Here is a 23,978-nt window from a genome sequence, read left to right on the forward strand (position 1 = left end):
GGCAACAAGTCTGATCAATGTTGACTGCTTCTAGACGCTTTTACTGAGCTTTTACTTGAGGCGTGTCTATCTAAGTTGGAACGGCTTTTGTATGCTCTAGACAACGAATAGGAGTGAGCAATGAACAAACTGATTTCCATGATTTTAAAAGGCCTCGTAGCGGTATTGCCGATCGGCCTGACCATCTATTTCTTCTATTGGTTGTTGGCTACAGCGGAAGAATTGGCGCGCCCCTTGGTATTGTTAGTGTGGCCAAGTGACTATTATTTTCCAGGCCTTGGCGTGGTCACCAGTTTGTTGCTGTTGGCGTTAGTCGGCTTGGTGGTGAATTTTTACGGCATTCGCTATCTGATGAAACTGAGTCAGCGCTTGTTTGAAAAAATCCCGTTGGTGAAATCCATCTATGGTGCGCTGCAAGACATGATGACGGTGTTCAACTTGTCGAAAAAAACTGGGCATCAAAGCGTTGTGTCATTGGAAATCCAAGGCATGCAAATGATCGGCTTTGTCACCGGTGAGCAAATGGGTAAGCGTTTATTTGGCGAACAAGATCTAGTCGGCGTATATTTGCCACTGAGTTACCAAATCGGCGGTATGACTGTGTATGTCTCCCGCGATAAGTTAACCCCGCTGGATGTCACCATGGAAGAAGGCATGCGTATCGCTGTGACCGGTGGGGTGCAATCGAAAAAGTGAGCCCTATGCAATTAGAACAGATCTGTGAACGACTGGAAGAAAACGGTTATCCGGCCAAATTAAAGCGCTTTCCGCGCCGTATCTATGTGGGCTCGTTAGGCTCGTTTTATGGCGTCACCATCGTCGAAAATGAAAAGACCGGTGCACTAAAGGTGTCTTATCAGCCTTTAATTTTGATCGTTGGCAGCGTGCTGCTGGTGTACAGCTTTATCAAAAGCTATGGCAACGACCCGATGTTGTCGGCTTTGATTGGTATTACCGCCGCGTCGGTGATGGCCAATTTTGTGAAGTCGCGCAAGAAAAAGCACGAAATTGAAGCCTTGTTAAAAACGCTTTAATGATCTGTCTAAGCCCGCTTCAAGCGGGCTTTTTTGTGCCCATAGATAAGCTTACTTTTTCAAATGAAATACTTAAGTTTTCATTTGAAATAGCCTCGCAATGAAAATGACATCTTTGCCCCGTACCCTCAACAGAGTCTAAGGCGCTTAAGCCTTAACTTTTTACATCAATACGAGGGAATGCTTCATGGGTAAGTTTGCGTTGGTATCTTTGGCGGTCGGTCTGGCCACCTCTAGTTCGGTAATGGCAGCAACACAAATTGAATGGTGGCATGCCATGGGCGGTGCCAACGGTGAAAAGGTCGATGAGATCGCGGCGACCTTTAATGCGGCGCAAGACGATTATGAAGTAAAACCGGTGTTTAAAGGTAACTACACCGAGACCATGACCTCGGCGATTGCCGCGTTTCGTGCCAAACAACAGCCTGCCTTAGTACAGGTGTTTGAAGTGGGCACGGCCAGTATGATGGCCGCAGAAGGCGCTATTTATCCCGTGTATCAATTGATGCAAGACACAGATCAAGCGTTTGACCAAGACGATTATCTAAGTGCTGTGACGGGCTACTACACGGATAACAATGGCAATATGTTGTCGCTGCCGTTTAATAGCTCCACTCCAGTACTGTATTACAACAAAGAGCAGTTTGAACAAGCCGGTGTCAGTGTGCCGCGCACTTGGCAAGAGCTTGGCGACGTCGCACAGACGTTGGTCGAAAATGGCGTCGAATGTGGCTTCACCACCGCGTGGCAGTCTTGGATTCAGTTAGAAAACTTCAGCGCCCGCCATGATTTACCGTTTGCTTCAAAGGCCAATGGTTTTGCCGGTCTAGATACTGAGCTGCAATTTAATAGTCCGGCGCAAGTGGCGCATATCGAGCAAATGCGTGCTTGGCAACAAGATGGTGTATTTAGCTATGGCGGACGACGCAGTGACTCAGCGTCTAAGTTTTATAGCCAAGAATGTGCCATGCACATGGAGTCTTCTGCAGGCTATGCTGGGGTGAAGCGTAACGCTGACTTTGACTTTGGTGTGGCGCAGCTGCCGTACAATGACGAGCTGATTGACACTCCGCAAAATACCATCATTGGTGGCGCGTCCTTGTGGGTATTGCAAGGCAAAAGCGAGGCCGAATATGAGGCGGTGGCGGCGTTTTTAAGCTTCCTGTCACAAGCTGATGTGCAGGCCGATTGGCACCAATTCTCGGGCTACTTGCCGATTACCGAAGCGGCTTATGAGCTAACGGCTGAGCAGGGCTTTTATGAGGCTAACCCAGGCACAGATGTTGCGGTTAAGCAGATGACGGCTGTAACACCGACCGAGCACTCAAAAGGTCTGCGTCTAGGTAATTTCGTACAAATCCGTGACATCATCAATGAAGAGCTTGAGGCAGTGTGGGCTGGTGATAAAACCGCGCAAGTGGCTCTAGACGCTGCCGTTGAGCGCGGCAATGCGCTGCTACGTAAGTTCGAAAAAGCCAACGATTAATCCCTTCATAACGCTAAATGGTGTGACCGCCTCCCATGCAAGGGAGGCGTGTTGGCGCCGAGCCTTTGCGCTTATAAAGCACTAAGAGTCTGATATGTCTGTATATTTTCCACAAAAATGGCTGCCTTACGGATTGTTGTTGCCGCAGCTGTTGGTGACCGCAGTGTTTTTTCTCTGGCCAGCGGGACAAGCGGTCGAGCAGGCGTTTTATCAAGAAGACGCCTTTGGTTTAAGTCGTGATTTTGTTGGCTTGGATAACTTTATTGCGTTGTTTCAGAGCGCTGAATATTTTGCCGCGCTGGGCACGACGTTAGTGTTTAGCGTGTCGGTAGCGGGTTTAGGGCTGGTGTTGGCACTGCTCTTGGCCGTCATGGCTGACCGCGTACTGCGCGCCGCCATGGTCTATCAAACCCTATTAATTTGGCCCTATGCCGTGGCCCCAGCGTTGGCGGGCGTACTCTGGTGGGTGCTGTTTGATCCGAGTATCGGGCCGCTCGCCTTGGCGCTACAAACGTTGGGCGTGGACTGGAATCATTATCTTAACGGTGATCAGGCCATGCTGTTGGTGGTGATCGCTGCCACTTGGAAGCAAATCAGCTACAACTTCTTATTTTTCCTAGCGGGGCTGCAGGCGATTCCACGCTCTTTGATCGAGGCGGCGGCAATCGATGGCGCTGGTCCAGCGAAGCGCTTTTTCGACATCGTTTTACCGTTGCTCTCGCCGACGACCTTCTTTTTGTTGGTGGTGAATGTGGTGTACGCCTTCTTTGATACCTTTGCTGTGATCGATGCTACGACTCAAGGTGGGCCTGGGCAAAGTACCACCACCATGGTGTACAAGGTCTATAAGGACGGCTTCGTTGGTCTGGATTTGGGCAGCTCGGCCGCCCAGTCTGTGGTGCTGATGGTCGTGGTTGGCCTGATGACGATTATTCAGTTTCGCTACATTGAGCGTAAGGTGCAGTACTAATGATTGAACATCGTCCTGGGCTGACGTTTGTCAGTCATTTGATTTTATGGCTAGGCATTGTGGTAGTGGCTTTGCCTGTTTGGGTGGCACTCGTCGCATCGACCCATCCGGCCAATGCGTTTGCTGCCGGCGCTGTGCCGCTTTGGTTTGGCGATCAAGCCTTGGCTAACTGGCAGCAGGTGTTGCTAGGTAAGGATGGCGATATGTCGCAGTTGCTACGTATGACGCTCAACTCCTTGGTCATGGCGCTTGGCATTACGTTTGGCAAAATTGCGATTTCGCTGTTGTCCGCCTATGCCATTGTGTTCTTCCGCTTTCCCTTTCGTGGTGCGGCATTTTGGATGATTTTCTTTACTCTGATGCTGCCAGTGGAAGTGCGCATTGTGCCGACCTATCAGGTGGTGGCCAATCTGGATCTGCTCAACAGCTATACAGGGCTGACGTTGCCCTTGATCGCCAGTGCGACGGCCACCTTCCTGTTTCGCCAGTGTTTTATGAGCATTCCCAGCGAATTAGTAGAGGCCGCGCGCATCGATGGCGCCGGCCCGCTGCGTTTCTTTTGCGATATTTTGTTGCCCATGTCGCGCACACAAATTGCGGCCTTGTTTGTGATCCTATTTATCTACGGCTGGAATCAGTATCTATGGCCTTTGATCGTGACCACAGATGATGCCTATTACACGCTGGTGATGAGTATTAAACGTTTGCTGTCGGTGGACAACGGTGAAATTGAATGGAACCAAGTCATGGTGACCACGTTGTTGGCGATGTTGCCGCCAGTGTTGGTCGTGATCAGCATGCAAAAGCTGTTCGTCAAAGGCTTGGTCGACGCGGAGAAGTAACATGTCAGAAGTTATCCTCAAACAGATGGGAAAAACCTATCCGAACGGCCATACAGCGGTTGCCAGCCTTGATCTTGAGATCGCTGCCGGTGAGTTTATTGTGCTGGTAGGCCCATCGGGTTGTGGTAAATCCACCTTGCTGCGCATGGTGGCAGGGCTTGAAAGTATTAGCACGGGTGAGCTGCTGATCCAAGATGAGCGCGTTAATGATAAAGAGCCAGCACAGCGCGATATCGCTATGGTGTTTCAAAACTATGCCTTATACCCACACATGTCGGTGTACGACAATATGGCCTATGGCCTGAAAAATCGCGGTATCGCTAAAGCCCAGATCACCGAGCAAGTGCAAGCGGTGGCTAAGATGCTGGAATTAGAGGCGCTGTTACAGCGCAAGCCCAAGCAACTATCGGGTGGTCAGCGTCAACGAGTGGCCATGGGACGTGCGATGGTGCGCGATCCTAAGGTGTTTTTGTTTGATGAGCCATTGTCGAATTTAGACGCTAAACTCAGGGTACAAATGCGCGTAGAAATTCGCGCCCTGCAGCGTAAGCTTGGCACCACGACCTTGTATGTGACCCATGATCAGGTCGAAGCCATGACACTGGCCGATCGCTTAGTGGTGCTTAATCAAGGTCATGTGGAGCAAATCGGTACCCCGATGGAGGTTTATGAGCGACCAGCCTCGACTTTTGTCGCACAATTTATTGGCTCGCCAGCGATGAATCTTATCCCCAGCAAGATGGTCGATGGCAAGCCCGCGCTAGATGTGGATATCCCGGTGGCTTGTCCACACCTTTTGGCATCATCAGTATTATTGGGCGTACGGCCTGAGCATGTGGATATCGTACCGCTGTCAGAGACAGCGCTGCAGTTACAAGTGCTCGCCATCGAGGCATTAGGTGCCGAAACCTTGTTGCATGGCACCTTAGAAGGCTGGGGCGACACAGCGCCTACCTTTGTGGTGCGCTTAGCCGGACAACATCAACCGGCGCTAGGTGAGCGTATCGGGTTGCGTGTCAGCCCTGAGGCGTGGCATGTATTTGATGGAGACACTCAGAAAAGGATAACGCAATGCAACTAAGCAAAGTAATGGGCCACCGTGGCGCAGCCTTGCTGGCCCCTGAGAACACCTTGGCGTCGATTCGCGCCGCGGCCGCCACTGGCGTCAAGTGGGTCGAAATTGATGTTTACCCAATTGCCCAAGGGGGTCTGATCATTTTCCATGATGACACCTTAGAGCGCTGTACCAATGGCATCGGCAATACGGTAGAGGCGAATCTTGAGACGATCTTAACCTTAGATGCCGGCACTTGGTTTGGTGGTGAGCATGAGGGGGAAAAGATACCGACGCTTGAGCAAGCCATCGACTGTATTCAAGCGTTGGGCTTAGGGTTAAACCTTGAAATAAAATACGACGGCACAGCAATAGAGCAGGTCGTACCGCCGATTTTGGCGCTGCTGGCTGAGCGTTGGCAGGACAATGACAAGCTGATGATCTCCAGCTTCAACTATCCCGCGTTACAGTGGTGCTATCACACCAATAAGCAATTACACCTAGGCTACTTGGTCAACCAAGTCCCTGATGATTGGTTATTAAAGCTCGCGGCCATCGAAGCCTACAGTCTGAATTGTCACTACAAGCCGTTGACCGAAGCGCAGGCGCGCGCCATCAAATCCGCCGGTTATCAGCTGCTTTGTTATACCGCCAATGACCCACAACTGGTGACAGATCATTGGGATTGGGGCATGGATGCGGTGATTACCGACGATCCGCGTCCGTTTATGGCGTTGGAGCATTCATGAGTCTCAACGAACGACAACTGCATATTTTAAACTGGGTGCAGCAGTGCGACCTGTTGTTAGTAGAGGATATGGTGGAGCGCTTTGCGGTATCATCCCAGACCATCCGTAAAGACATTAATCAGCTAGCGGAACGCCATTTGGTGCGCCGTCAGCACGGTGGCATTGCTCCTGTCTCAACCGCTGAAAACCTCCCGTTTGCCAATCGCCAGCACCTTAATAGCGTTGCTAAGCAGGCGATTGCCCAGCGCGTCGCTGCCAATATTCCTAATGGTGCCTCGGTGTTTTTGGGCATCGGCACGACCGTCGAAAATGTCGCCAAAGCCTTGCTCGATCATCAGGCGCTGCAAATCTTTACCAACAACCTCACCGTGGCGACCCTGTTTGCTCAGCGCGAAGATATCAGCGTGCGTTTAACCGCTGGGCGTATGCGTCATCGACACTGTGATCTAGTTGGCAGTGATGCCATAGACAGCATGCGCAAGTATGTTTTTGATTACGGTGTGCTTGGCTGTGGCGGCTTGCACGAGCGTTACGGCGTGCTCGACTTTGATGCCGACGAAGCCAATATCAGCCGCACCTTGATCGAGCAAAGTCGTCATACCTTGTTGGTGGCAGATCAACATAAATGGGGGCGCAAGGCGAGTGCTTGTGTGGCCAGCTTTAATACCATCGAAAGTTTGTTTACCGATGCCATCGCAACGTCGCAAATGGAGGTTTTAGAAAGCTCAGGCACGCAGATTATTACCTGTACTGAGAACGCCTATGTCTAGCCCGTTGGCACTGGAAGCCTTAACCGCGCAAGCATTGCAATCGGTGCGTTATGTACTGACCGACTTCGACGATACCTTAACCTTGGATGGACAATTACCAACGCCAACCTTAGCAGCGTTATATCGTCTGCAAGCGGCGGGGGTCGGCGTGATTCCCGTGACGGGCGGTTGTGCCGGATGGTCCGACATGATGGCGCGGGTGTTGCCCGTGAGTGGTGTCATCAGTGAAGGGGGCGGTGTTTTTTTGCAGCCCGAAAATGGCTGTGTGGAGTATGAGTTTTTTGTGGCAGAGGAGCTGATGCGCGCGCGTCAAGCCGAGCTTTTGACACTTTTAGAGCCGCTTCTAGAACGTTTTGCGCCGCTGAAACTGAGCCGTGACCAAGCCTATCGCCTGACCGATGTGGCAATTGATTATGGCCAAGAAATCCGCCCGCCCGCGACCGCGCAATGCCAAGCTCTGCTGCACGAGCTCACTGAACTTGGCCTGAATGCCAAAGTTTCTTCGATCCACATTAATGTGTGTCAGGCGGGTGTGGATAAGTATGCTATGGCCGCAAAAGTGTTAGCGCAGCGCTTAGCGATCGCACCGGATCATATGGCGCAACAAGTGTTGTATGTGGGCGATGCGCCGAACGATGAAACCATGTTTGCCAAGTTTCCGCTAAGTGTCGGTGTCGCTAATATCACGCAACACTTGGCGCACATGCAACATTTACCGCGCTACATTACCGCGCAAGCGGGCGGCCTTGGCTTTGCTGAGCTGGCCGACAAATTGTTGTTGGCGCAAACTAAAAAAGCGCTGTAAACAGCGCTTTTTTGTCGAGCTAAGATAGTCTAGAACAGGTTTTCGATAGCAATATTGCTGTTGCCACCATTACCAGAGCCACCGTTAGATTCCTGATTATTATTGACTGCGCGTTCCGTCGGGACGTGGTCAGGGCGGAAGATTTCAAAGATCGCATTGTCTTGGCCAGGGTAAGCACGTTCACCTGTCTCAGGGTCGATACGCACCGTCACCAATGAAGAAGGCTTATTCACGTAGCTCACTGGGCTACCGTCGAGACGCTCACGCATGTAGTTAATCCAAGTCGGTAGTGAGGCGGAACCACCCCATTCGCCGCGACCCAGTGGCGACATGTCATCAAAGCCAGTCCAGACAGTAGTTACGACATCGCCATTAAAGCCTGAGAACCAGGCATCACGGCCATCGTTGGTGGTGCCGGTCTTGCCAGCAATGTCATCACGATCCAGCACACGGGCACGACGGCCAGTACCATAGCGGATAACGTCACGCATGATGTCGTAGATGATGTAGCTGACTTCTTCGTCTAATACGCGTGGTGCCGTTGGTCGCGTTTGTGCGTCTTCACCAGAGCCAAATAGGCCGACGGTTTGACCCGCTTCGTTAGGTTCTTCTAGCACGCTGCAGTCACGGCAAACAGTGGTCGGTTGCGCTTCGAAAATGACTTCGCCATCACGATCTTCGATACGATCGATGAAGTAAGGTTCGACACGGAAACCACCATTAGAAAACACGGTGTAGCCTGAGGCCACTTGCATCGGCGATAAGTTGGCGCTACCAAGTGACAGCGATAAGTTATGCGGTAACTCGTCTGGATCAAAGCCAAAGCGTTTTAAAAACTCTAGCGTCGGGCGAATGCCCATCTCGTCCAGTAGGCGTACCGAGACCACGTTTTGCGAGCGGTACAAGGCTTGGCGCAGACGGGTTGGACCATAGAATTTGCCGCCATCGTTGGTTGGGCGCCACGCTTGCGCAAGATTAGTGTCATGGAACACGACTGGCGCATCGTTAATCACGGTAGACGCGGTATAACCTTGGTCTAAGGCACTTGAGTAGATAAACGGCTTGAAGTTCGAGCCAGGCTGACGTTTAGACTGCGTAATGCGGTTAAACTTGTTGGCAAAGTAGTTAAAACCGCCGACCAGCGATTCGATCGCACCGGTTTGGCTATCCAGCGACACTAGGGCACTTTGTACCGTTGGCATTTGCGTCAGACGCCAAGTGGTATCTGCATCAGGGCGTAATTGAATAATATCGCCAGGTACCATGACATCGCTGACTGATGTAGGCGCTTTGCCATGATAGTTTTCATTGATGTAGGGCGCTGCCCATTCCATCGCTGCAAACGGTAGCTCAAACTTGTCGCCATTTTCTAGGCGTACTGAAGCACGCTCGGCATTGGTTTCAAGCACCAGCGCGGCGCGCCATTCAGGTAGATTGTCAATGTCTTGTAGGACTTCGGTCTGCTCTTCGAGCGGTGCATCGATCAAGCCAGTGCGGGTATCTAGCGTGCCGCGGTAACCGTGACGTTCGTCATAGGCGAGCACGCCATCGTAGATGGCTTTGTTGGCAGCCTTTTGGCGCTCTGAATTGATCGTGGTGTAGACCGTGAAGCCTTTGGTGTAGAGCTCATCACCGTACTCTTGATAGAGCTGATGGCGCACCATTTCAGCCACGTAGTTGGCTTCGACGTCTGGTTGAATGCCATAGTTTTTGGCGGTGACCGGGGTTTCGACCGCCGCTTGGTAGGCTTCTTTTTCGATCATACCCAGCGAGAGCATGCGTTGTAGAATCCAGTTACGACGAATCAAGGCGCGTGAGGGGTTTGCGACTGGGTTATAGCGTGACGGAGCTTTAGGTAAGCCTGCGATCATGGCGTATTGCGCTAAATCCAGCTCACTTAAATGCTTGCCATAATACACCTGCGCCGCTGCATCGAAACCGTAAGCGCGTTTACCGAGGTAAATCTTATTCATGTAGAGCTCAAGAATCTCATGCTTAGACAGCTCTTGCTCCATTTTTAACGAAATAAAGATCTCGGTGAATTTGCGCATGAAGGTTTGTTCAAACGACAAAAAGTAGTTACGTGCCACCTGCATGGTGATGGTACTACCGCCACTCTGGATTTCCCCACTGGTCACAAGCTGAAATACAGCACGTAATAGACCAACGACATCCACACCGGGGTGATGGTAAAAGTTGCTATCTTCGGCTGCTAAGACGGCATTTTCGAGATCTTTGGGGATATCTTCGTACTTAAGTGGTGTTCGGCGCTGCTCACCAAACTCACCAATAAGCTGTTCGTCGCGTGTATAAATACGCAGTGGGATTTGTAATTCGATCGCTTTCATTTCTTCCACGGTAGGAATGCGATCTTTTACTTGTGTGTAGATAGCGTAGGTCACCCCAACGGCGGCGAGTGCGCCCAGGACGAACAGAATCAAGAGTATTTTTAGAGTCTTGGCCATGATAGGTCGCTGATTATTTTATGTGTCATGGAGTATACCTGAGAACAATAGACAGTGGGGACTTGTAGCGTGACAAAATCGTGCTATCTTGGTGTAAAGATTTGACGCGAATTAAGGGATTTGGTTCATAAAAGTCGTCAAATTTATGTCTGACAACGGACTGTCAGCAAACATTGTTCATGGAGGGAACCATGCTCATTTTTACACGTCCCAAGCTTTTGCTGTGGCGCGATCAGTGCTGGCAAGTGATGACACTCGCTCAAGCACTAGCCTCATCGCCTACGCCCCCAGCGTTAGGCATTGACGAAGCCATCGCCCAGCTCAAAACCTTACCTAAGACCTGCTTACGCTGGCCAATTTGCCTGCCTGATGAGTGGCTTAGCAACGGCGTTTACACGCTTGAACCGCGCTTTCCAAGCGAGCTTTACCCTATGGCGGCGCACACCTACAGCGGCCATTGTTGCCATTTGCTCGAAACTGAACGAGTCACCAGTTTTTCTTATCGTCTAACAGAGCGGCAAGAATTGCGCTTTGCGGTGTTGCCTAAAGCCGTGTTTGAGCAGCTGAGTGAGCTGACCCGTGCGCACATTATGAGTGAGGGATTACTACGTCATGGGCAAGCCTCTCGATGGCGTACGCTACTGCGCAATACAAGTGCTTTTGAGCCCTTCTCCAGTCACTATATTGAACAGCGCAAACAGCAGCGCCAGCGACGCCAGTTAGTACGTGCGATGGCAGGCCTTGCTGTGCTGACGATTCTATTAGCAGGTTATATGTACAGCACCACGCCCGTGGCGCAGTGGCCCGCAACAGCCTTAGATACTGGCGCGAAGGTGGCGCCGGGCGTGTTAGACAGCTTGACCTATATCCGCAGTTTACCGCCCCAAGTGCGCGTTGATCAGCTGCAAGTTTCCACTGGGCACGTCCAGCTAGCCCTGTCGGGCAACGCTCAAGACATCACTTTGTGGCAACAACAGTGGCCCGCTCATCTGCCCCCATTAACGCTGACCTTAAGCACGTCGGGAGAACAGCCATGAGTGAGACGCCCACATCGCGTGCTCAGCAATGGTTAGTCGGCGCGCTACTGTTGGAGTGTTTGCTTGCCGCTTGGGCCCTTAATACGCTCTGGCAATGGCGCGCGGAGCGTATTGCTGACGCTCAGCAAGCTCAATTCGCAACGCTACAGCAGCAGCGCCAGCAGCAAGCCATCAATGCTTTAAGCCAAGATCCAAGTCTGACGTTACTAGGCAGCGCACCAAGGTGGCAAGGTTTGCGGTTACAGCATCAGCAGTCTCTCGCCGACTGGCAGACGCAACTTGAAGGGTTACAACAGCAGTTGTGGATCGTGCCGCAAACGATTCGTTGGCAACGCCAGGGCAAGCAATGGCACGGAGACTTAGAGTGGGCATTTGTGCCCGCCAGCACCCTAAAGCCTAACTATGACGTGCTACCGCTGTCGCAAACCTCCAGCTGGACGGAGCAAGGAGTATTAGTGAGTACGGTGCAAGGGCGCCATGCCGCGGCTTTGGTCAAAGTGCAGCAGCAAGAAGTGTGGCTACGCCAAGGTCAGTGGTCGCCTTTATTGCAAGCGACTTTAAGCGAAGTACAGCAGGATCGAATCCTGTTGAACGATCAGCATGGGCAAACGCATCAGCTGCCTTTCGTTAAGCCAAGCACTAGTACCGTGCTGGGAGAAAAGCCATGAAAGCGTTGTGCATAAAGATTTGTCTAATGACCCTTTGGCTTGCAAGCAGCAAAGTGCTGGCCTTGGATGTGTTTATGCGCAATCAGCCGATACAAGCTGTATTACCACAGCTGGCAGCAGAGCTTGAGCAAAGTGTGATTATCGATGAAAGCATTGCCGCAAATGTCACTCTTGCCATTCGCGATGCCACTTGGCCTGAGATCATGGCGGCGGTCGCGGCACAATTACAGCTGCAGCTGAGTTGGCAAGGCGAAATTGCCATTTTGGCGCCCAAAGCAGTCGCTGCGTCCGCAGAGGCGAGCGTCTTAGAGGATCAATGTGATCACGCTATCTGGCATTTAAAACACGCCAAAGCGGTCACGGTTGGCACCTATCTAAAGCAATATTTTAGTGATTTGGGCACCATTATTGATCCGCGTACCAATGCTATTATGACGCGCTATTGCGGTGCGCCTGAGACCTTAGCCATGGCGTTTGAGTGGCTCGACAGTCCCACGCGTCAAATTGAGATCGGTGCTGAAATCGCGCAAGTCAGTGACTCGGTGCAAGAGCAGCTAGGTGTTAACTGGCACGCACGCTTATTAGATCAATCACAAACCTCCATTTTGGGCGATATCGATCTGGGACTTGCGGCAGCGCCCGTAAACTTAGGCATCTCGGGAGTAACGGGCAATTTAGCCTTATCAGCGACGCTTGATTGGCTCGAGCGTCAAGGGTCTGCCAGCGTTTTGGCGCGCCCTAAAATTGTCACCGCTGAAGGACAACCCGCGCGCATTGAGTCGGGCACGGAGGTGCCTTATCAAGTCGTCGACGATGACAATGTCAGTGTTGAGTTTCGCCAAGCCGGTTTAATGCTGGAAGTCACACCGCAGGTCAAAGATGAAACCACCTTATTGCTCAATTTAAAAATTCACCAAGATTCGGTTGGTGAAATGGTTAACGGTGTGCCCAGTATCGAAACCAATCGGGTACAGACGCAGGTTGAAGTAAAAAATGGTGAAACACTGGTATTAGGCGGGATTTATCGAGAAGAAACCTTTATTAATGTCAACAAAGTTCCAGTGTTAGGTGATGTGCCAGTAATGGGAGCTTTGTTTCGCCAAGAAACCGAGCAGCAAGAAAAGGTTGAATTACTTGTATTTATTACGCCAAAACTGCTAAAAATGTCGGTAAACTAGGCAGTAGCCAATAACAGTTTAACTTCGAAGTACTAATTACAATGATTAACGCCCCCACTATTATTTTGGTGGGTCCAATGGGTGCCGGTAAAACCACCATTGGACGCCTTCTGTCGCAACAGCTAGACAGAGAATTTTACGACTCGGATCGAGTCATAGAAGAGAATGCTGGCGCGGACATTCCTTGGATTTTTGAAAAAGAAGGGGAAGAAGGGTTTCGTCGTCGCGAAACTCAAACGCTGCAAAGCATGCTCGAAGACGATCAAGCGCCGGTGGTACTTGCCACCGGTGGCGGTATTGTGATGAAAGACGAAAACCGTGCCATGCTCAAAACACAGCCCTTGGTAGTGTATTTATCGGCGTCGGTTGCGCAGCAATTGCAGCGCACATCAAAAAGCAATAACCGCCCATTGCTTAAGCAAGGTAATCCAAAAGAAACCTTGAGCCGCTTATTTGAACTACGCGACCCTTTATATAGAGAAGTCGCGTCAGTGATTGTCGAAACCGATTCGCGCCACCCCAAATCCGTTGCTAATAAAGTAATGGACGCGATTAAGAAGTATTTGAAAACGGAGGCATAGCTTACTATGCGCACGCTTACGGTCGAACTAGGGGACCGCAGTTACCCTATTTACATTGGTGCTGGTATTCGTCAGCAAAAAGCATTGTTTGATGAGGCGATTCACGGCAAACAAGTTATGATCGTAACCAATACCACGGTAGCAGAATACTATCTTGATGCATTGGTGACGCTACTGCAGGATGATTACCAAGTGGCCACTTGTATCCTACCGGACGGCGAACAATACAAAACCCTAGCGACCTATGAGCAAATCATGACGTCGTTACTGGAAGCCAAACACAATCGTACGACGACGATTATCGCTCTTGGCGGTGGTGTCGTTGGTGATATGGCAGGCTTTGCTGCCGCAACGTATCAGCGTGGCGTGCCGTTTATCCAAGTACCAACAACGTTATTGTCACAGGTTGATTCGTCTGTTGGCGGTAAAACCGGTGTGAACCATCCGCTGGGTAAAAATATGATCGGGGCGTTTTATCAGCCTCAAGCGGTGGTGATTGATACCGATACGCTAAATACATTGCCGAGTCGTGAGCTGTCAGCCGGTATGGCTGAAGTGATCAAATACGGTTTGATCTGTGACGCACCATTCTTTGAATGGCTAGAAGCGCAAATCGAGCCATTAATGGCTTTGGATCAAGAAGCCGTCACCCATGCGATCTTTGAATCTTGTAAAGCTAAGGCCTATGTCGTGGCGCAAGATGAAAAAGAAGGTGGAATTCGTGCTATTTTGAACCTAGGTCACACGTTTGGCCATGCGATTGAAACAGAAATGGGCTATGGTCAATGGTTACACGGTGAAGCGGTCGCCGCTGGTACAGTGATGGCGGTCGACCTGTCTTGGCGCTTAGGTAATTTAAGTGAGCAAGACGTGGCACGTAGTGTGGCCTTATTAGAACAAGCCAAACTACCTGTGTTGCCACCGCGCGGCATGACCCGCGAAGCCTTTATGGATCGCATGTTGCTGGACAAAAAAGTACTGGATGGCAGTCTACGCCTAGTATTGCTCAATGCCTTGGGGGATGCTTGTGTGACGGCTGATTTTGCTATGGACGATTTTAATGCGTGTCTGGACGACGCCATTGAAGCGGCTGCTCAATAAATTTTTACTCATGTAGAGGAAGACAATGTCTGAGTCGGACTTTCAGTTCAATCTGGAGGAGGCCCTAGATCAGCAACCTAAGGTGATGCTGAGGAATCCGTTCGGCTCAAATGACGCACAAGTGTTTTTCTCTAGTGAGGAGCGCAATCAGCAGCTGGGCATGCTGGAGCACTTGAGTCGTTACTCTAACTTGCTGTCGGTGGTGATGGGCGCGAGCGGCAGCGGTAAAACACGCTTCCTGCAAGAGTTTATTCGTTTGCAAGCCGATAGCGCCATGATCAGTCATGTCAACGCCTCCATGTTGATGACAGCAGGTCAGCTCCTACAAGCCATCTACGCAGGCTATGCCGACTTACTCGACAGTAGCAATGCGGGCACATCCTTTGGCCCGTTGCTGAAGTTCTCTCATGAGATGGAAGCTAAGGGTCAAAAAGCCATTATCCTGATTGATAATGCCCATGAGCTGAATACCGATGCCGTGATTATGCTGATGGACATGATGTCCTTGGCCACGGAATCACAAGAAGTGCCGCATGTGGCGCTGTTTACTGAGCATTCGCTAGCGCAAAACCTCGACGCTTATCAGCAAAATCGTTACCAACAGCTTAGTCATGAGTTGACGCTAGAGCCGTTTAGCTTGGATCAAACGCGTGCCTATATGCTGCACCGTGTGCGAGCGATTGGTGGTGGCATCAACTTGCCATTTAACGAGAAGCAGGTGAAAAAGATCTACCAACGGTCGCAAGGCCACCCTGGTAAGATCAATCAAGCAGCGCTCGCCATGATGGGCGATAAAAATGCCGCCAAGAGCATGCAAAAAGGCACCAAGTCATCACCCTTTAAGTTTTCCGGCGGGTTATCCTTTGGCTTTCCTGTCGTGCATATGGCGCTGCTATCCATTGTGATGCTGGGTATTTTGGTGGCGGTTATTTTCAGTGGCGGCGAAGACGAAGCCCCCGCGAACACCGCTAGTACTAGTATCGCCCCGATTAGCCAAGCACCGCGCCAAGCCAGCTCTGAAACCATTGCTCGCATTGAGCAGATGCAGCGTCAGATTGGCCAAGAGAGTCCGGTTTCTTTACCGCCGATAGCAGCCAACAGTGGCACCAGCAATGGCAATAACACGTCAGTGTCTTCGGTGGCGCCAGCGCCGTTACGCAATAATGATTCTACCAGCGCCAGTGAACCGCGCGTGTCAGCACCAGTACTGGAGAGCGAAGAGCCGGAGGTGGCCAGCGCGCCCGAACCAGCGTCAGAGCCAGAAACAGTCGCTCCGAGCGATCCTTTCAACCAAACGCAGCGTTGGTTGGAGCGCAATCCAAACCGTTATACTTTGCAGCTACTCGGCACCCATAACCAAGACACAGTGCAAGATTTTATCCGTGACCAAGGTAGCTTAGATGCGTTTAGCTACTTCGAAGCTCTACACAATGGCCGTCCTTGGTATGTGGTAGTGTATGGCGAGTATCGTAATCGCAGTGAAGCCATCGGCGCGGTAGAAAATCTGCCTGGCGGGCTTGCTAGCCTCAACCCTTGGGCACGAAGCGTACGTGGTATCCAGCAGGATATTCGTCGCGCCAATGGTCAATAATCCTACAAAAATCCCACTCTTTAGGGCGTTACTGCATCTTTTCTGCATGATTTAAGTCGCTTTCTGGTAAAAAAATTCAAAAAAAGTAAAAAAAACCATATTCGACTGGATTACCACCGATGCCAGTGGAATTTTCTGCTGGCTATAACGGCGACCATAGATAATTCTCCATTTGCGTGAGAATGGTTTTCATCTAATGCCTAAAAACAGCACTTTTTGTGCAAAAAACGACCTGTCAAATTTGAGTGCCTTCTGGGCGCGGAGTATATTGAATCACCTTTTAACGCATTAGTGGGTCTATAAAAACCATTCTCAGGCGCGTTCGATGCCTGTCCACTAGATGCGACATGAACTGAATCAAGTAGAGATTTCTACCTTTTAACTGTGGGAGTTGGTGTATGAATGCAGGCCTTTATCGTCCTGGCGAGTTCAAAGACAACTGTGGGTTTGGACTGATCGCTCACATGGAAGGCACGTCTAGTCACGACCTTCTCAAGACCGCAATCGAATCACTGACCAGTATGACGCACCGTGGCGGTATCGCCGCTGATGGTAAGACCGGTGATGGTTGTGGCTTGTTAATCCAAAAGCCAGATGCATTTCTTCGTGAAGAAGCTGTGTCGTTATTTAACCACGTTTTTTCGGATTTATACGGCATTGGTATGGTCTTCATGGACCAAGATGCGACCTTGGCGACCGAGCAACGTGATGTACTAACCAAAGCACTAGAAGACGAAGGGTTAAACGTAGTGGGCTGGCGTGACGTGCCAGTGGATCCTTCTTGCTTGGGTACGATCGCGATGGATTGTCTGCCACGCATTGAGCAGGTATTTGTCGACAGCAATCGTTTGGATGCCCGTACTTTCGCGACCCGTTTATTTGTCGCGCGTCGTCGTGCTGAAATCGCTTTGGCGCAGTACGAAAATTTCTATATCTGTTCTTTGTCAGACAAAGTGTTGTCTTACAAGGGCTTGATGATGCCAGTGGATCTACCGACTTTTTATCAAGATCTTGGCAACGAAAAACTGCAAACCGCGATCTGTGTCTTCCACCAACGTTTCTCTACCAACACCTTGCCAAAATGGCCGTTAGCACAGCCATTCCGCATGTTGGCGCACAACGGTGAGATCAATACCATTGAAGGTAACCGTAACTGGGCGATCGCCCGTGGCAGCAAATTACGCTCGCCATTGTTACCTGAGATTCCAGAATTAACGCCAGTGGTCAACCTAACCGGTTCTGACTCGTCTTCGATGGACAACATGCTGGAACTGCTTGTGACGGGCGGTATGGATATCTTCCGTGCGGCACGCATGATTATTCCACCGGCGTGGCAAAACGTTGAAAACATGGACCCTGAGCTGCGTGCATTCTACGAGTTTAACTCTATGCACATGGAGCCATGGGACGGTCCAGCGGGCTTAGTTATGACTGACGGTCGCCATGCAATCTGTATGCTAGACCGCAACGGTCTGCGTCCGTCACGTTGGGTGGTGACCAAAAATGGTTACATCACACTGGCATCTGAAATCGGTACTTACGACTACAAAGACGAAGATGTCGTGTCTAAAGGTCGTGTGGGCCCAGGTCAAATGTTGGTGGTCGACACGCAAACCGGTGAAGTACTACACACCAACGATATCGACAACAAACTTAAGTCTGCACACCCTTACAAGAAGTGGTTGAAGCAAGAAGGCTTGCGCATCGAAGCCTTGCTACAAGAGCATTCGATGGAGTTCGTGCCGTTTACCCCAGAGCAGATGTCGACCTATCAGAAGATGTTCCAAGTCTCGTTCGAAGAACGTGACCAAATCTTCCGTCCGTTGGCCGAAAGTGGTCATGAAGCGGTTGGCTCTATGGGTGATGATACGCCGATGGCGGTCATGTCCAACCAAACGCGTCCGGTGACCGACTACTTCCGTCAGAAGTTTGCGCAAGTCACTAACCCGCCGATCGATCCACTGCGTGAATCGGTGGTAATGTCCCTTGAGACCTTGATCGGTGTTGAGCGCAACCTGTTTGAAGAAACGCCAAAGCACGCTAACCGTATTATCTTATCGTCGCCAGTGCTGTCACCACGCAAGTACAGCCGTTTGTTGGCGATGGAAGATCATCGTTTCCGCTTGGTGCGTTTGAACACTTACTACAATCCAGAAGAGATCAGCCTAGAGCAGGCGATCGAAAACCTTAAGCACAGTGCTGAAGAAGTGGTGCGTAACGGTGCTGTGATTGTCGTGCTGACTGACCGGGATCTAGAAAAAGGCTTGTTGCCAATCCCTGCGGCGATGGCTGTCGGTGCGGTGCATCATCACTTAACAGAAGTGGGCTTGCGCTGTGACTCTAACATCATTGCCGATACCGCCTTTGCCCGCGACCCACACCAGTTTGCGGTGTTGCTAGGATTCGGTGCGACCGCGGTGTACCCATATCTGTCTTACCGTCTGATCAATGACATGATCGACAAAGGCGAAGTCTTGGGCGACCCGATTATGTGCCACCAGAAATACCGTAAAGGCATCAACAAAGGCCTGATGAAAATCATGTCGAAGATGGGCATTTCTACCGTTGCGTCTTACCGTGGTGCACAGCTATTTGAAGCCGTGGGCCTAGACAGCAAAGTGGTTGATCTGTGTTTCAAAGGTGTGCCAAGCCGTATTCAAGGGGCAACGTTTGCGGACTTCCAGCGCGAGCAATCCTTGATTGCTAACAATGCTTGGAAAGCGCGTAAGCCGATCAATCAAGGCGGTTACCTGAAATATGTACACGGTCAGGAATACCACGCCTTTAACCCAGATGTGGTTAAAAACTTACAAATGTCGGTCACCAGCGGCAAGTTTGAAGACTTCAGTAAATACGCTGAATTAGTCAACACACGCCCAGCATCGATGCTACGTGACTTGTTTGGCATTCGCTTTGATGCGCCTTCTATCGATGTTGACCAAGTTGAATCGATCGAGAGCATCTTGCCGCGCTTTGACTCGGCAGGTATGTCGCTAGGTGCCTTGTCACCTGAAGCGCACGAAGCCTTAGCGCAAGCGATGAACGAATTGGGCTGTCGCTCTAACTCAGGTGAGGGTGGTGAAGACCCAGCGCGTCATGGCACTGAGCGCCGTTCTAAGATCAAGCAGATTGCCTCGGGGCGTTTTGGTGTGACACCAGAATACCTAGTCAACGCGGAAGTGCTGCAGATTAAAGTGGCGCAAGGGGCCAAGCCAGGTGAAGGTGGTCAGCTACCTGGCGGTAAAGTAAACGGCTTGATTGCGCGTCTACGTTACTCGGTACCGGGCGTTACTCTGATTTCGCCACCGCCACACCACGATATTTACTCGATCGAAGACTTGGCGCAGCTGATCTTCGACTTGAAACAAGTCAACCCTGAAGCCTTGGTCTCAGTGAAACTTGTTTCTGAGCCAGGTGTCGGTACGATCGCGGCGGGTGTTGCCAAAGCGTACGCCGACTTGATCACCATCTCAGGCTACGACGGTGGCACCGCGGCATCGCCGATCACATCGATCCGTCATGCCGGTTCGCCATGGGAGCTAGGTCTTGCCGAAGCGCAACAGGCACTGCGTGCCAACGATCTGCGTGGCAAGATTCGTCTGCAAACTGACGGCGGCTTAAAAACTGGCTTGGATGTCGTGAAAGCGGCGATCCTTGGTGCAGAAAGCTTTGGCTTTGGTACCACACCAATGGTGGCTATGGGTTGCAAATTCTTGCGTATCTGTCACCTCAATAACTGTGCCACAGGTGTCGCGACGCAGGACGAAAAACTGCGTGAAGAATACTTCATTGGCACGGTTGAAATGATCAAAAACTTCTTCCGCTTTATGGCCGAAGACACGCGTCAGTGGATGGCGAAACTGGGTGTTAGCACCATGGCTGAGTTGATTGGCCGTACCGATTTGTTGACCTTGCTACCGGGGGAAACGGAGAAGCAAGCCAACTTGGACCTGTCGCCGATTCTAAATAACGATGCGATCCCTGCGGACAAACCACAGTACTGCCAAGTGCCGTTTAACCCGCCACACGATAAGGGCCTACTGGCTGAGAAAATGTGGTCAACGGTGCAGCATGCGGTGGAAGAGAAAGAAGGTGGTGAGTATGCCTTTACCGTGACCAACCAAGACCGCTCGATCGGAGCGCGTTTGTCCGGTGAAATTGCTAAGCGCTACGGCAACCAAGGCATGATTGATGCACCGTTGACGTTAAAGCTTAAAGGTACGGCAGGACAATCCTTCGGTGTGTGGAACGCCGGTGGTTTGCACATGTACCTTGAAGGCGATGCCAACGACTATGTGGGCAAAGGCATGACGGGCGGTAAGCTGATCGTGCGTCCGCCGCAGAATTCGGTATTTGAGTCGCAAAAATCGGCCATTATCGGTAACACCTGCTTGTACGGTGCAACCGGCGGTAAATTGTTTGCAGCGGGTACCGCAGGTGAGCGTTTTGCGGTGCGTAACTCAGGTTGTCACGCTGTCATTGAAGGCGCAGGCGATCACTGTTGTGAATACATGACTGGCGGTCTGGTCACGGTATTGGGCAGCACGGGTTACAACTTCGGTGCGGGTATGACCGGTGGTTTTGCTTACGTACTCGACTTGGATCGTACCTTCGTCGACAAGTACAACCACGAGTTGGTGGAAATCCAACGTGTGGGTACTGAGTTGACTGAAGAATACCGCTCACACCTACGTGGTGTGATTGAAGAATATGTTCGTGAAACGAACAGTGAGTGGGGCCGAGAAATCCTAGAAGACTTCTACGACTACATCGGTAAGTTCTGGTTAGTGAAACCGAAGGCGGCCAGCCTAGGGCAACTATTGGCGAATACTCGTCAACGTCCAGAGTAATTGGTAGTCCGGTTTTCCATCAATGTCATTAGCAGCACGCCTAATCATAGCAGCACCGCCTCGTCAGACATCCATGTCTGAAGAGAGCGGAGCGTCCTTCCATGGACTGAATGCTGGCCATGATCAGGCTTGTTTAAACGTTCTGCTGCTTGAGTGGCATTGGGTTTCCCATTTGAAAGAGTGCCGCGCTCAGCGCGGCCACAGGAGATAGCAGCTTATGTCTGAGCGCTTGAACAACGTATTTCAATTTGTTGAAGTAGATCGTAAAGATCCAAAGAAAAAGCCACTGCTGACGCGTAAGTCGCAGTTTGTCGAAATCTACCGCCCGTACGAAGAAGACAGTGCCAAGCATCAAGCGCACCGTTGTCTGGAGTGTGGTAACCCTTACTGTGAATGGAAGTGTCCGGTACACAACTACATTCCTAACTGGCTCAAGCTGGTTGCAGAGGGCAATATTTTAGAAGCGGCTGAGCTGAGCCACCAAACCAACTCACTGCCAGAAGTGTGTGGCCGTGTGTGTCCACAAGACCGTTTGTGTGAAGGCTCTTGTACGCTAGGCGAAGGCGGCTTCGGTGCCGTAACCATCGGCTCTGTGGAAAAATACATCACGGATACAGCGTTTGCTTTAGGCTGGCGTCCGGATATGTCCAAAGTTGTGCCAGTGAACAAAACCGTGGCCATTGTGGGCGCGGGTCCTGCTGGCCTTGCTTGTGCTGACATCCTGGTACGTAACGGCGTCAAGCCCGTGGTATTTGATAAAAACCCAGAGATTGGCGGCTTGCTGACCTTTGGTATCCCGGAGTTCAAACTGGAAAAAACCGTCATGACACGCCGTCGTGAAGTGTTTGAAGAGATGGGTGTGGAATTCGTACTGGGTACCAGTGTCGGTGATGATGTGCCATTTGAGCATATCCTTGAAGAATACGACGCGGTGTTCCTAGGTATGGGTACCTACAAATACATGAAGGGCGGCTTCCCTGGTGAAGATCTACCTGGTGTTTATGACGCGCTCGATTTTCTGATCTCCAACGTTAACCACTGCTTAGACTTTGAAGAGAATGAAGAAGACTTCATTAGTATGAAAGGCAAACAAGTCGTGGTATTAGGCGGTGGTGATACAGCGATGGACTGTAACCGTACCTCGATTCGCCAAGGCGCTAAGAGCGTAACCTGTGCCTACCGTCGTGATGAAGAAAACATGCCAGGCTCGCGCAAAGAAGTGAAGAATGCCCGCGAAGAAGGCGTGCAGTTCCTCTTTAACCGTCAGCCAGTTGAGATCATTGGTGATGGCAAAGTAGAAGGCATCAAGGTGGTTGAAACGCAAATGGGCGAGCCGGATGAAAATGGCCGTCGCCGCGCCGAAATCATTGAAGGCAGCGAGCAAGTGGTTCCGGCCGATGTGGTTTTGGTGGCATTCGGCTTCCAGCCAAGCCCAGCGCCTTGGTTCGAAAAATTTGGTATCCAGACCGATAGTAAAGGTCGTGTGCTAGCACCCACCAATGGCCGCTATATGTACCAAACCACCAACGAAAAAATCTTCGCTGGCGGCGACATGGTACGTGGCTCTGACCTCGTTGTTACCGCGATCGATGAAGGTCGTAAAGCCGCAGAAGGCATTATGGACTTCCTCGACGTTTAAGTTTCGTCATGTGACTCACAATCTGTGATGTCTCATCTAGGCCCCTATCGCAAGATAGGGGCTTTTTTTTGCGTCAACAAAATGTCGTAAATATATAAAATAAGATGATAATCAGTCTTATTTGTGAAATGTTTTTGCGCTATATTTGCCGTTACTTAATTATAACTCGCAGTAATGAATGTCCTATAGGGTTATTCCTTTGCGTGAATCTTTAGGACAATTTTGACTCAAAAAGGACGGTAAAATGAGCTTCAAGCGCAAGATAATGGTAATTTTGTTGGCCGTGGGGATTTTGCCAGCTTTGATACTAGCGGCTATTTTAACCTGGGTTTCGGCGCAGGCGATTTCCCAGTCAGTCTTTGATCACTTATCTTCCGTGCGTAGTGCCAAAGCCTCTACCGTCACCCATTACCTTGAAACCTTGGCGCATGAAGTGGAAATCTTGGCGCAAAGCCCAGATGTTAATGATGCGCTAGAAACCTTTGCGGAGACGTTTTACAACCTACCAGAAATCGATGATAGTGCTGTCGACACAGCATTAACGGGTTATTACCAAGGGCAGTTTTTACCGCGCTGGCAAGCACAAAATACGGCTGTTGGAGCGCAAGATGCCAGTCGTTTGATGACGCAACTGTCACCTCAAGCCCGTTATTACCAGTACCAGTATATTACCCAGAATCCTCATCCGGTTGGACAAAAGGATAAGCTGCGAGCAGATGCCAGCGATAGTGCTTACAGTGCTCAGCATCGCCGTTTCCATCCGTATATGCGAGAAGTGCAGCAGCGCTTCGGTTTTTACGATATTTTCCTGATCGATCAACAAGGTACCGTTGTTTATAGCGTTTTTAAAGAGCTCGATTTTGCCACCAACCTGAATACTGGTCCATATCAAGATTCAGGCCTAGCACGAGCTTACCAACAAGGTTTAGCGCAGCCAGCAAAAGGAGTAGCGGTAACGGATTTCTCGCTATATGTGCCGTCCTATGATGCGCCGGCAGGTTTTATTTCTTCGCCTATCTTCCAAGACGGTGAGCGTGTCGGTGTGCTCGTTGCGCAGTTTCCGATCGATGAACTCAATGCTGTCATGAAGGAGCGTGATGGCTTGGGAGAAACAGGGGAAACCTACCTTGTCGGCCCAGATAATCTAATGCGTTAGGA

19 protein-coding genes are annotated in these 23,978 nt (G+C 50.8%); 18 read left to right on the top strand and 1 reads right to left on the bottom strand.

The annotated features are described in order from the left end of the window. Positions 1-120 precede the first annotated feature (120 nt). The 9 genes from JQX58_RS07540 (at position 121) to JQX58_RS07580 (ending at position 7,710) form a co-directional block, all read left to right on the top strand. A complete protein-coding gene (locus tag JQX58_RS07540; protein ID WP_204146222.1) occupies positions 121-696 on the top strand; it encodes a DUF502 domain-containing protein in 576 nt (191 codons plus the stop codon). Between the two features lie 5 nt (positions 697-701). Next, positions 702-1,034 (top strand): hypothetical protein, encoded by a 333-nt coding sequence (locus JQX58_RS07545; protein WP_204146223.1) that lies wholly within the window; start codon positions 702-704, stop codon positions 1,032-1,034. A gap of 187 nt (positions 1,035-1,221) precedes the next feature. Beyond that, positions 1,222-2,520, top strand: coding sequence for a sn-glycerol-3-phosphate ABC transporter substrate-binding protein UgpB (gene ugpB / locus JQX58_RS07550; RefSeq protein WP_204146224.1), 1,299 nt, complete (start codon positions 1,222-1,224; stop codon positions 2,518-2,520). A gap of 94 nt (positions 2,521-2,614) precedes the next feature. After that, positions 2,615-3,490 carry a sn-glycerol-3-phosphate ABC transporter permease UgpA gene (gene ugpA / locus JQX58_RS07555; protein ID WP_204146225.1) on the top strand — a complete coding sequence of 292 codons (876 nt, stop codon included), beginning with the start codon at positions 2,615-2,617 and terminating at the stop codon, positions 3,488-3,490. Then, the gene (gene ugpE / locus JQX58_RS07560) at positions 3,490-4,332 is read left to right on the top strand and encodes a sn-glycerol-3-phosphate ABC transporter permease UgpE (RefSeq protein WP_204146226.1); all 843 of its coding nucleotides are present in this window, start codon (positions 3,490-3,492) and stop codon (positions 4,330-4,332) included. Before ugpA ends, ugpE begins: the two co-directional genes overlap by 1 nt. Before the next feature lies 1 nt (position 4,333). Then, positions 4,334-5,413: a sn-glycerol-3-phosphate import ATP-binding protein UgpC gene (locus tag JQX58_RS07565; RefSeq protein WP_204146227.1), complete on the top strand. Its 1,080-nt coding sequence runs from the start codon at positions 4,334-4,336 to the stop codon at positions 5,411-5,413. Next, positions 5,404-6,135 (top strand): glycerophosphoryl diester phosphodiesterase, encoded by a 732-nt coding sequence (locus tag JQX58_RS07570; protein WP_204146228.1) that lies wholly within the window; start codon positions 5,404-5,406, stop codon positions 6,133-6,135. Before JQX58_RS07565 ends, JQX58_RS07570 begins: the two co-directional genes overlap by 10 nt. Continuing rightward, positions 6,132-6,905, top strand: coding sequence for a DeoR/GlpR family DNA-binding transcription regulator (locus JQX58_RS07575; RefSeq protein ID WP_204146229.1), 774 nt, complete (start codon positions 6,132-6,134; stop codon positions 6,903-6,905). The genes JQX58_RS07570 and JQX58_RS07575 overlap by 4 nt, the downstream gene beginning before the upstream one ends. Further along, on the top strand, positions 6,898-7,710 hold the full coding sequence (locus JQX58_RS07580; protein ID WP_204146230.1) for an HAD-IIB family hydrolase: 813 nt from the start codon (positions 6,898-6,900) through the stop codon (positions 7,708-7,710). The genes JQX58_RS07575 and JQX58_RS07580 overlap by 8 nt, the downstream gene beginning before the upstream one ends. A 29-nt stretch (positions 7,711-7,739) precedes the next feature. Here the strand turns inward: JQX58_RS07580 and JQX58_RS07585 are convergent, their stop codons facing one another. Continuing rightward, positions 7,740-10,175 carry a penicillin-binding protein 1A gene (locus tag JQX58_RS07585; RefSeq protein WP_204146231.1) on the bottom strand — a complete coding sequence of 812 codons (2,436 nt, stop codon included), beginning with the start codon at positions 10,173-10,175 and terminating at the stop codon, positions 7,740-7,742. A 191-nt stretch (positions 10,176-10,366) separates the two neighbouring features. On the opposite strand from JQX58_RS07585, the gene JQX58_RS07590 reads away from it, so the two are divergent. From JQX58_RS07590 to JQX58_RS07630, 9 genes are all read left to right on the top strand, one after another. After that, complete coding sequence (locus JQX58_RS07590) at positions 10,367-11,212, top strand: hypothetical protein (protein WP_204146232.1); 846 nt, start codon at positions 10,367-10,369, stop codon at positions 11,210-11,212. Continuing rightward, complete coding sequence (locus JQX58_RS07595) at positions 11,209-11,880, top strand: hypothetical protein (RefSeq protein WP_204146233.1); 672 nt, start codon at positions 11,209-11,211, stop codon at positions 11,878-11,880. The genes JQX58_RS07590 and JQX58_RS07595 overlap by 4 nt, the downstream gene beginning before the upstream one ends. Before the next feature lie 26 nt (positions 11,881-11,906). Further along, complete coding sequence (locus tag JQX58_RS07600) at positions 11,907-13,058, top strand: type IV pilus secretin PilQ (RefSeq protein WP_239090216.1); 1,152 nt, start codon at positions 11,907-11,909, stop codon at positions 13,056-13,058. Between the two features lie 41 nt (positions 13,059-13,099). Next, on the top strand, positions 13,100-13,639 hold the full coding sequence (gene aroK, locus JQX58_RS07605) for a shikimate kinase AroK (protein ID WP_204146235.1): 540 nt from the start codon (positions 13,100-13,102) through the stop codon (positions 13,637-13,639). A 6-nt stretch (positions 13,640-13,645) separates the two neighbouring features. Further along, on the top strand, positions 13,646-14,740 hold the full coding sequence (gene aroB, locus JQX58_RS07610) for a 3-dehydroquinate synthase (protein ID WP_204146236.1): 1,095 nt from the start codon (positions 13,646-13,648) through the stop codon (positions 14,738-14,740). A gap of 25 nt (positions 14,741-14,765) precedes the next feature. Next, the gene (locus JQX58_RS07615) at positions 14,766-16,331 is read left to right on the top strand and encodes an SPOR domain-containing protein (RefSeq protein WP_204146237.1); all 1,566 of its coding nucleotides are present in this window, start codon (positions 14,766-14,768) and stop codon (positions 16,329-16,331) included. 398 nt (positions 16,332-16,729) lie between these two features. Beyond that, positions 16,730-21,181 (top strand): glutamate synthase large subunit, encoded by a 4,452-nt coding sequence (gene gltB / locus JQX58_RS07620; protein ID WP_204146238.1) that lies wholly within the window; start codon positions 16,730-16,732, stop codon positions 21,179-21,181. Positions 21,182-21,398: 217 nt separating this feature from the next. Further along, a complete protein-coding gene (locus JQX58_RS07625; protein WP_204146239.1) occupies positions 21,399-22,820 on the top strand; it encodes an FAD-dependent oxidoreductase in 1,422 nt (473 codons plus the stop codon). Between the two features lie 244 nt (positions 22,821-23,064). Then, positions 23,065-23,976 (top strand): cache domain-containing protein, encoded by a 912-nt coding sequence (locus JQX58_RS07630; RefSeq protein WP_204146240.1) that lies wholly within the window; start codon positions 23,065-23,067, stop codon positions 23,974-23,976. Positions 23,977-23,978: the final 2 nt, after the last annotated feature.

Origin of the sequence: Marinomonas ostreistagni (assembly GCF_016888445.1) — a bacterium.
GTDB lineage: Bacteria > Pseudomonadota > Gammaproteobacteria > Pseudomonadales > Marinomonadaceae > Marinomonas > Marinomonas ostreistagni.

What these genes read in the sequence shown, in the direction of transcription:
- JQX58_RS07540 (WP_204146222.1), top strand. Translation starts at nt 121, where the DNA reads ATGAACAAACTGATTTCCATGATTTTAAAAGGCCTCGTAGCGGTATTG.
- JQX58_RS07545 (WP_204146223.1), top strand. Translation starts at nt 702, where the DNA reads ATGCAATTAGAACAGATCTGTGAACGACTGGAAGAAAACGGTTATCCG.
- ugpB (WP_204146224.1), top strand. Translation starts at nt 1,222, where the DNA reads ATGGGTAAGTTTGCGTTGGTATCTTTGGCGGTCGGTCTGGCCACCTCT.
- ugpA (WP_204146225.1), top strand. Translation starts at nt 2,615, where the DNA reads ATGTCTGTATATTTTCCACAAAAATGGCTGCCTTACGGATTGTTGTTG.
- ugpE (WP_204146226.1), top strand. Translation starts at nt 3,490, where the DNA reads ATGATTGAACATCGTCCTGGGCTGACGTTTGTCAGTCATTTGATTTTA.
- JQX58_RS07565 (WP_204146227.1), top strand. Translation starts at nt 4,334, where the DNA reads ATGTCAGAAGTTATCCTCAAACAGATGGGAAAAACCTATCCGAACGGC.
- JQX58_RS07570 (WP_204146228.1), top strand. Translation starts at nt 5,404, where the DNA reads ATGCAACTAAGCAAAGTAATGGGCCACCGTGGCGCAGCCTTGCTGGCC.
- JQX58_RS07575 (WP_204146229.1), top strand. Translation starts at nt 6,132, where the DNA reads ATGAGTCTCAACGAACGACAACTGCATATTTTAAACTGGGTGCAGCAG.
- JQX58_RS07580 (WP_204146230.1), top strand. Translation starts at nt 6,898, where the DNA reads ATGTCTAGCCCGTTGGCACTGGAAGCCTTAACCGCGCAAGCATTGCAA.
- JQX58_RS07585 (WP_204146231.1), bottom strand. Translation starts at nt 10,175, where the DNA reads ATGGCCAAGACTCTAAAAATACTCTTGATTCTGTTCGTCCTGGGCGCA.
- JQX58_RS07590 (WP_204146232.1), top strand. Translation starts at nt 10,367, where the DNA reads ATGCTCATTTTTACACGTCCCAAGCTTTTGCTGTGGCGCGATCAGTGC.
- JQX58_RS07595 (WP_204146233.1), top strand. Translation starts at nt 11,209, where the DNA reads ATGAGTGAGACGCCCACATCGCGTGCTCAGCAATGGTTAGTCGGCGCG.
- JQX58_RS07600 (WP_239090216.1), top strand. Translation starts at nt 11,907, where the DNA reads ATGACCCTTTGGCTTGCAAGCAGCAAAGTGCTGGCCTTGGATGTGTTT.
- aroK (WP_204146235.1), top strand. Translation starts at nt 13,100, where the DNA reads ATGATTAACGCCCCCACTATTATTTTGGTGGGTCCAATGGGTGCCGGT.
- aroB (WP_204146236.1), top strand. Translation starts at nt 13,646, where the DNA reads ATGCGCACGCTTACGGTCGAACTAGGGGACCGCAGTTACCCTATTTAC.
- JQX58_RS07615 (WP_204146237.1), top strand. Translation starts at nt 14,766, where the DNA reads ATGTCTGAGTCGGACTTTCAGTTCAATCTGGAGGAGGCCCTAGATCAG.
- gltB (WP_204146238.1), top strand. Translation starts at nt 16,730, where the DNA reads ATGAATGCAGGCCTTTATCGTCCTGGCGAGTTCAAAGACAACTGTGGG.
- JQX58_RS07625 (WP_204146239.1), top strand. Translation starts at nt 21,399, where the DNA reads ATGTCTGAGCGCTTGAACAACGTATTTCAATTTGTTGAAGTAGATCGT.
- JQX58_RS07630 (WP_204146240.1), top strand. Translation starts at nt 23,065, where the DNA reads ATGAGCTTCAAGCGCAAGATAATGGTAATTTTGTTGGCCGTGGGGATT.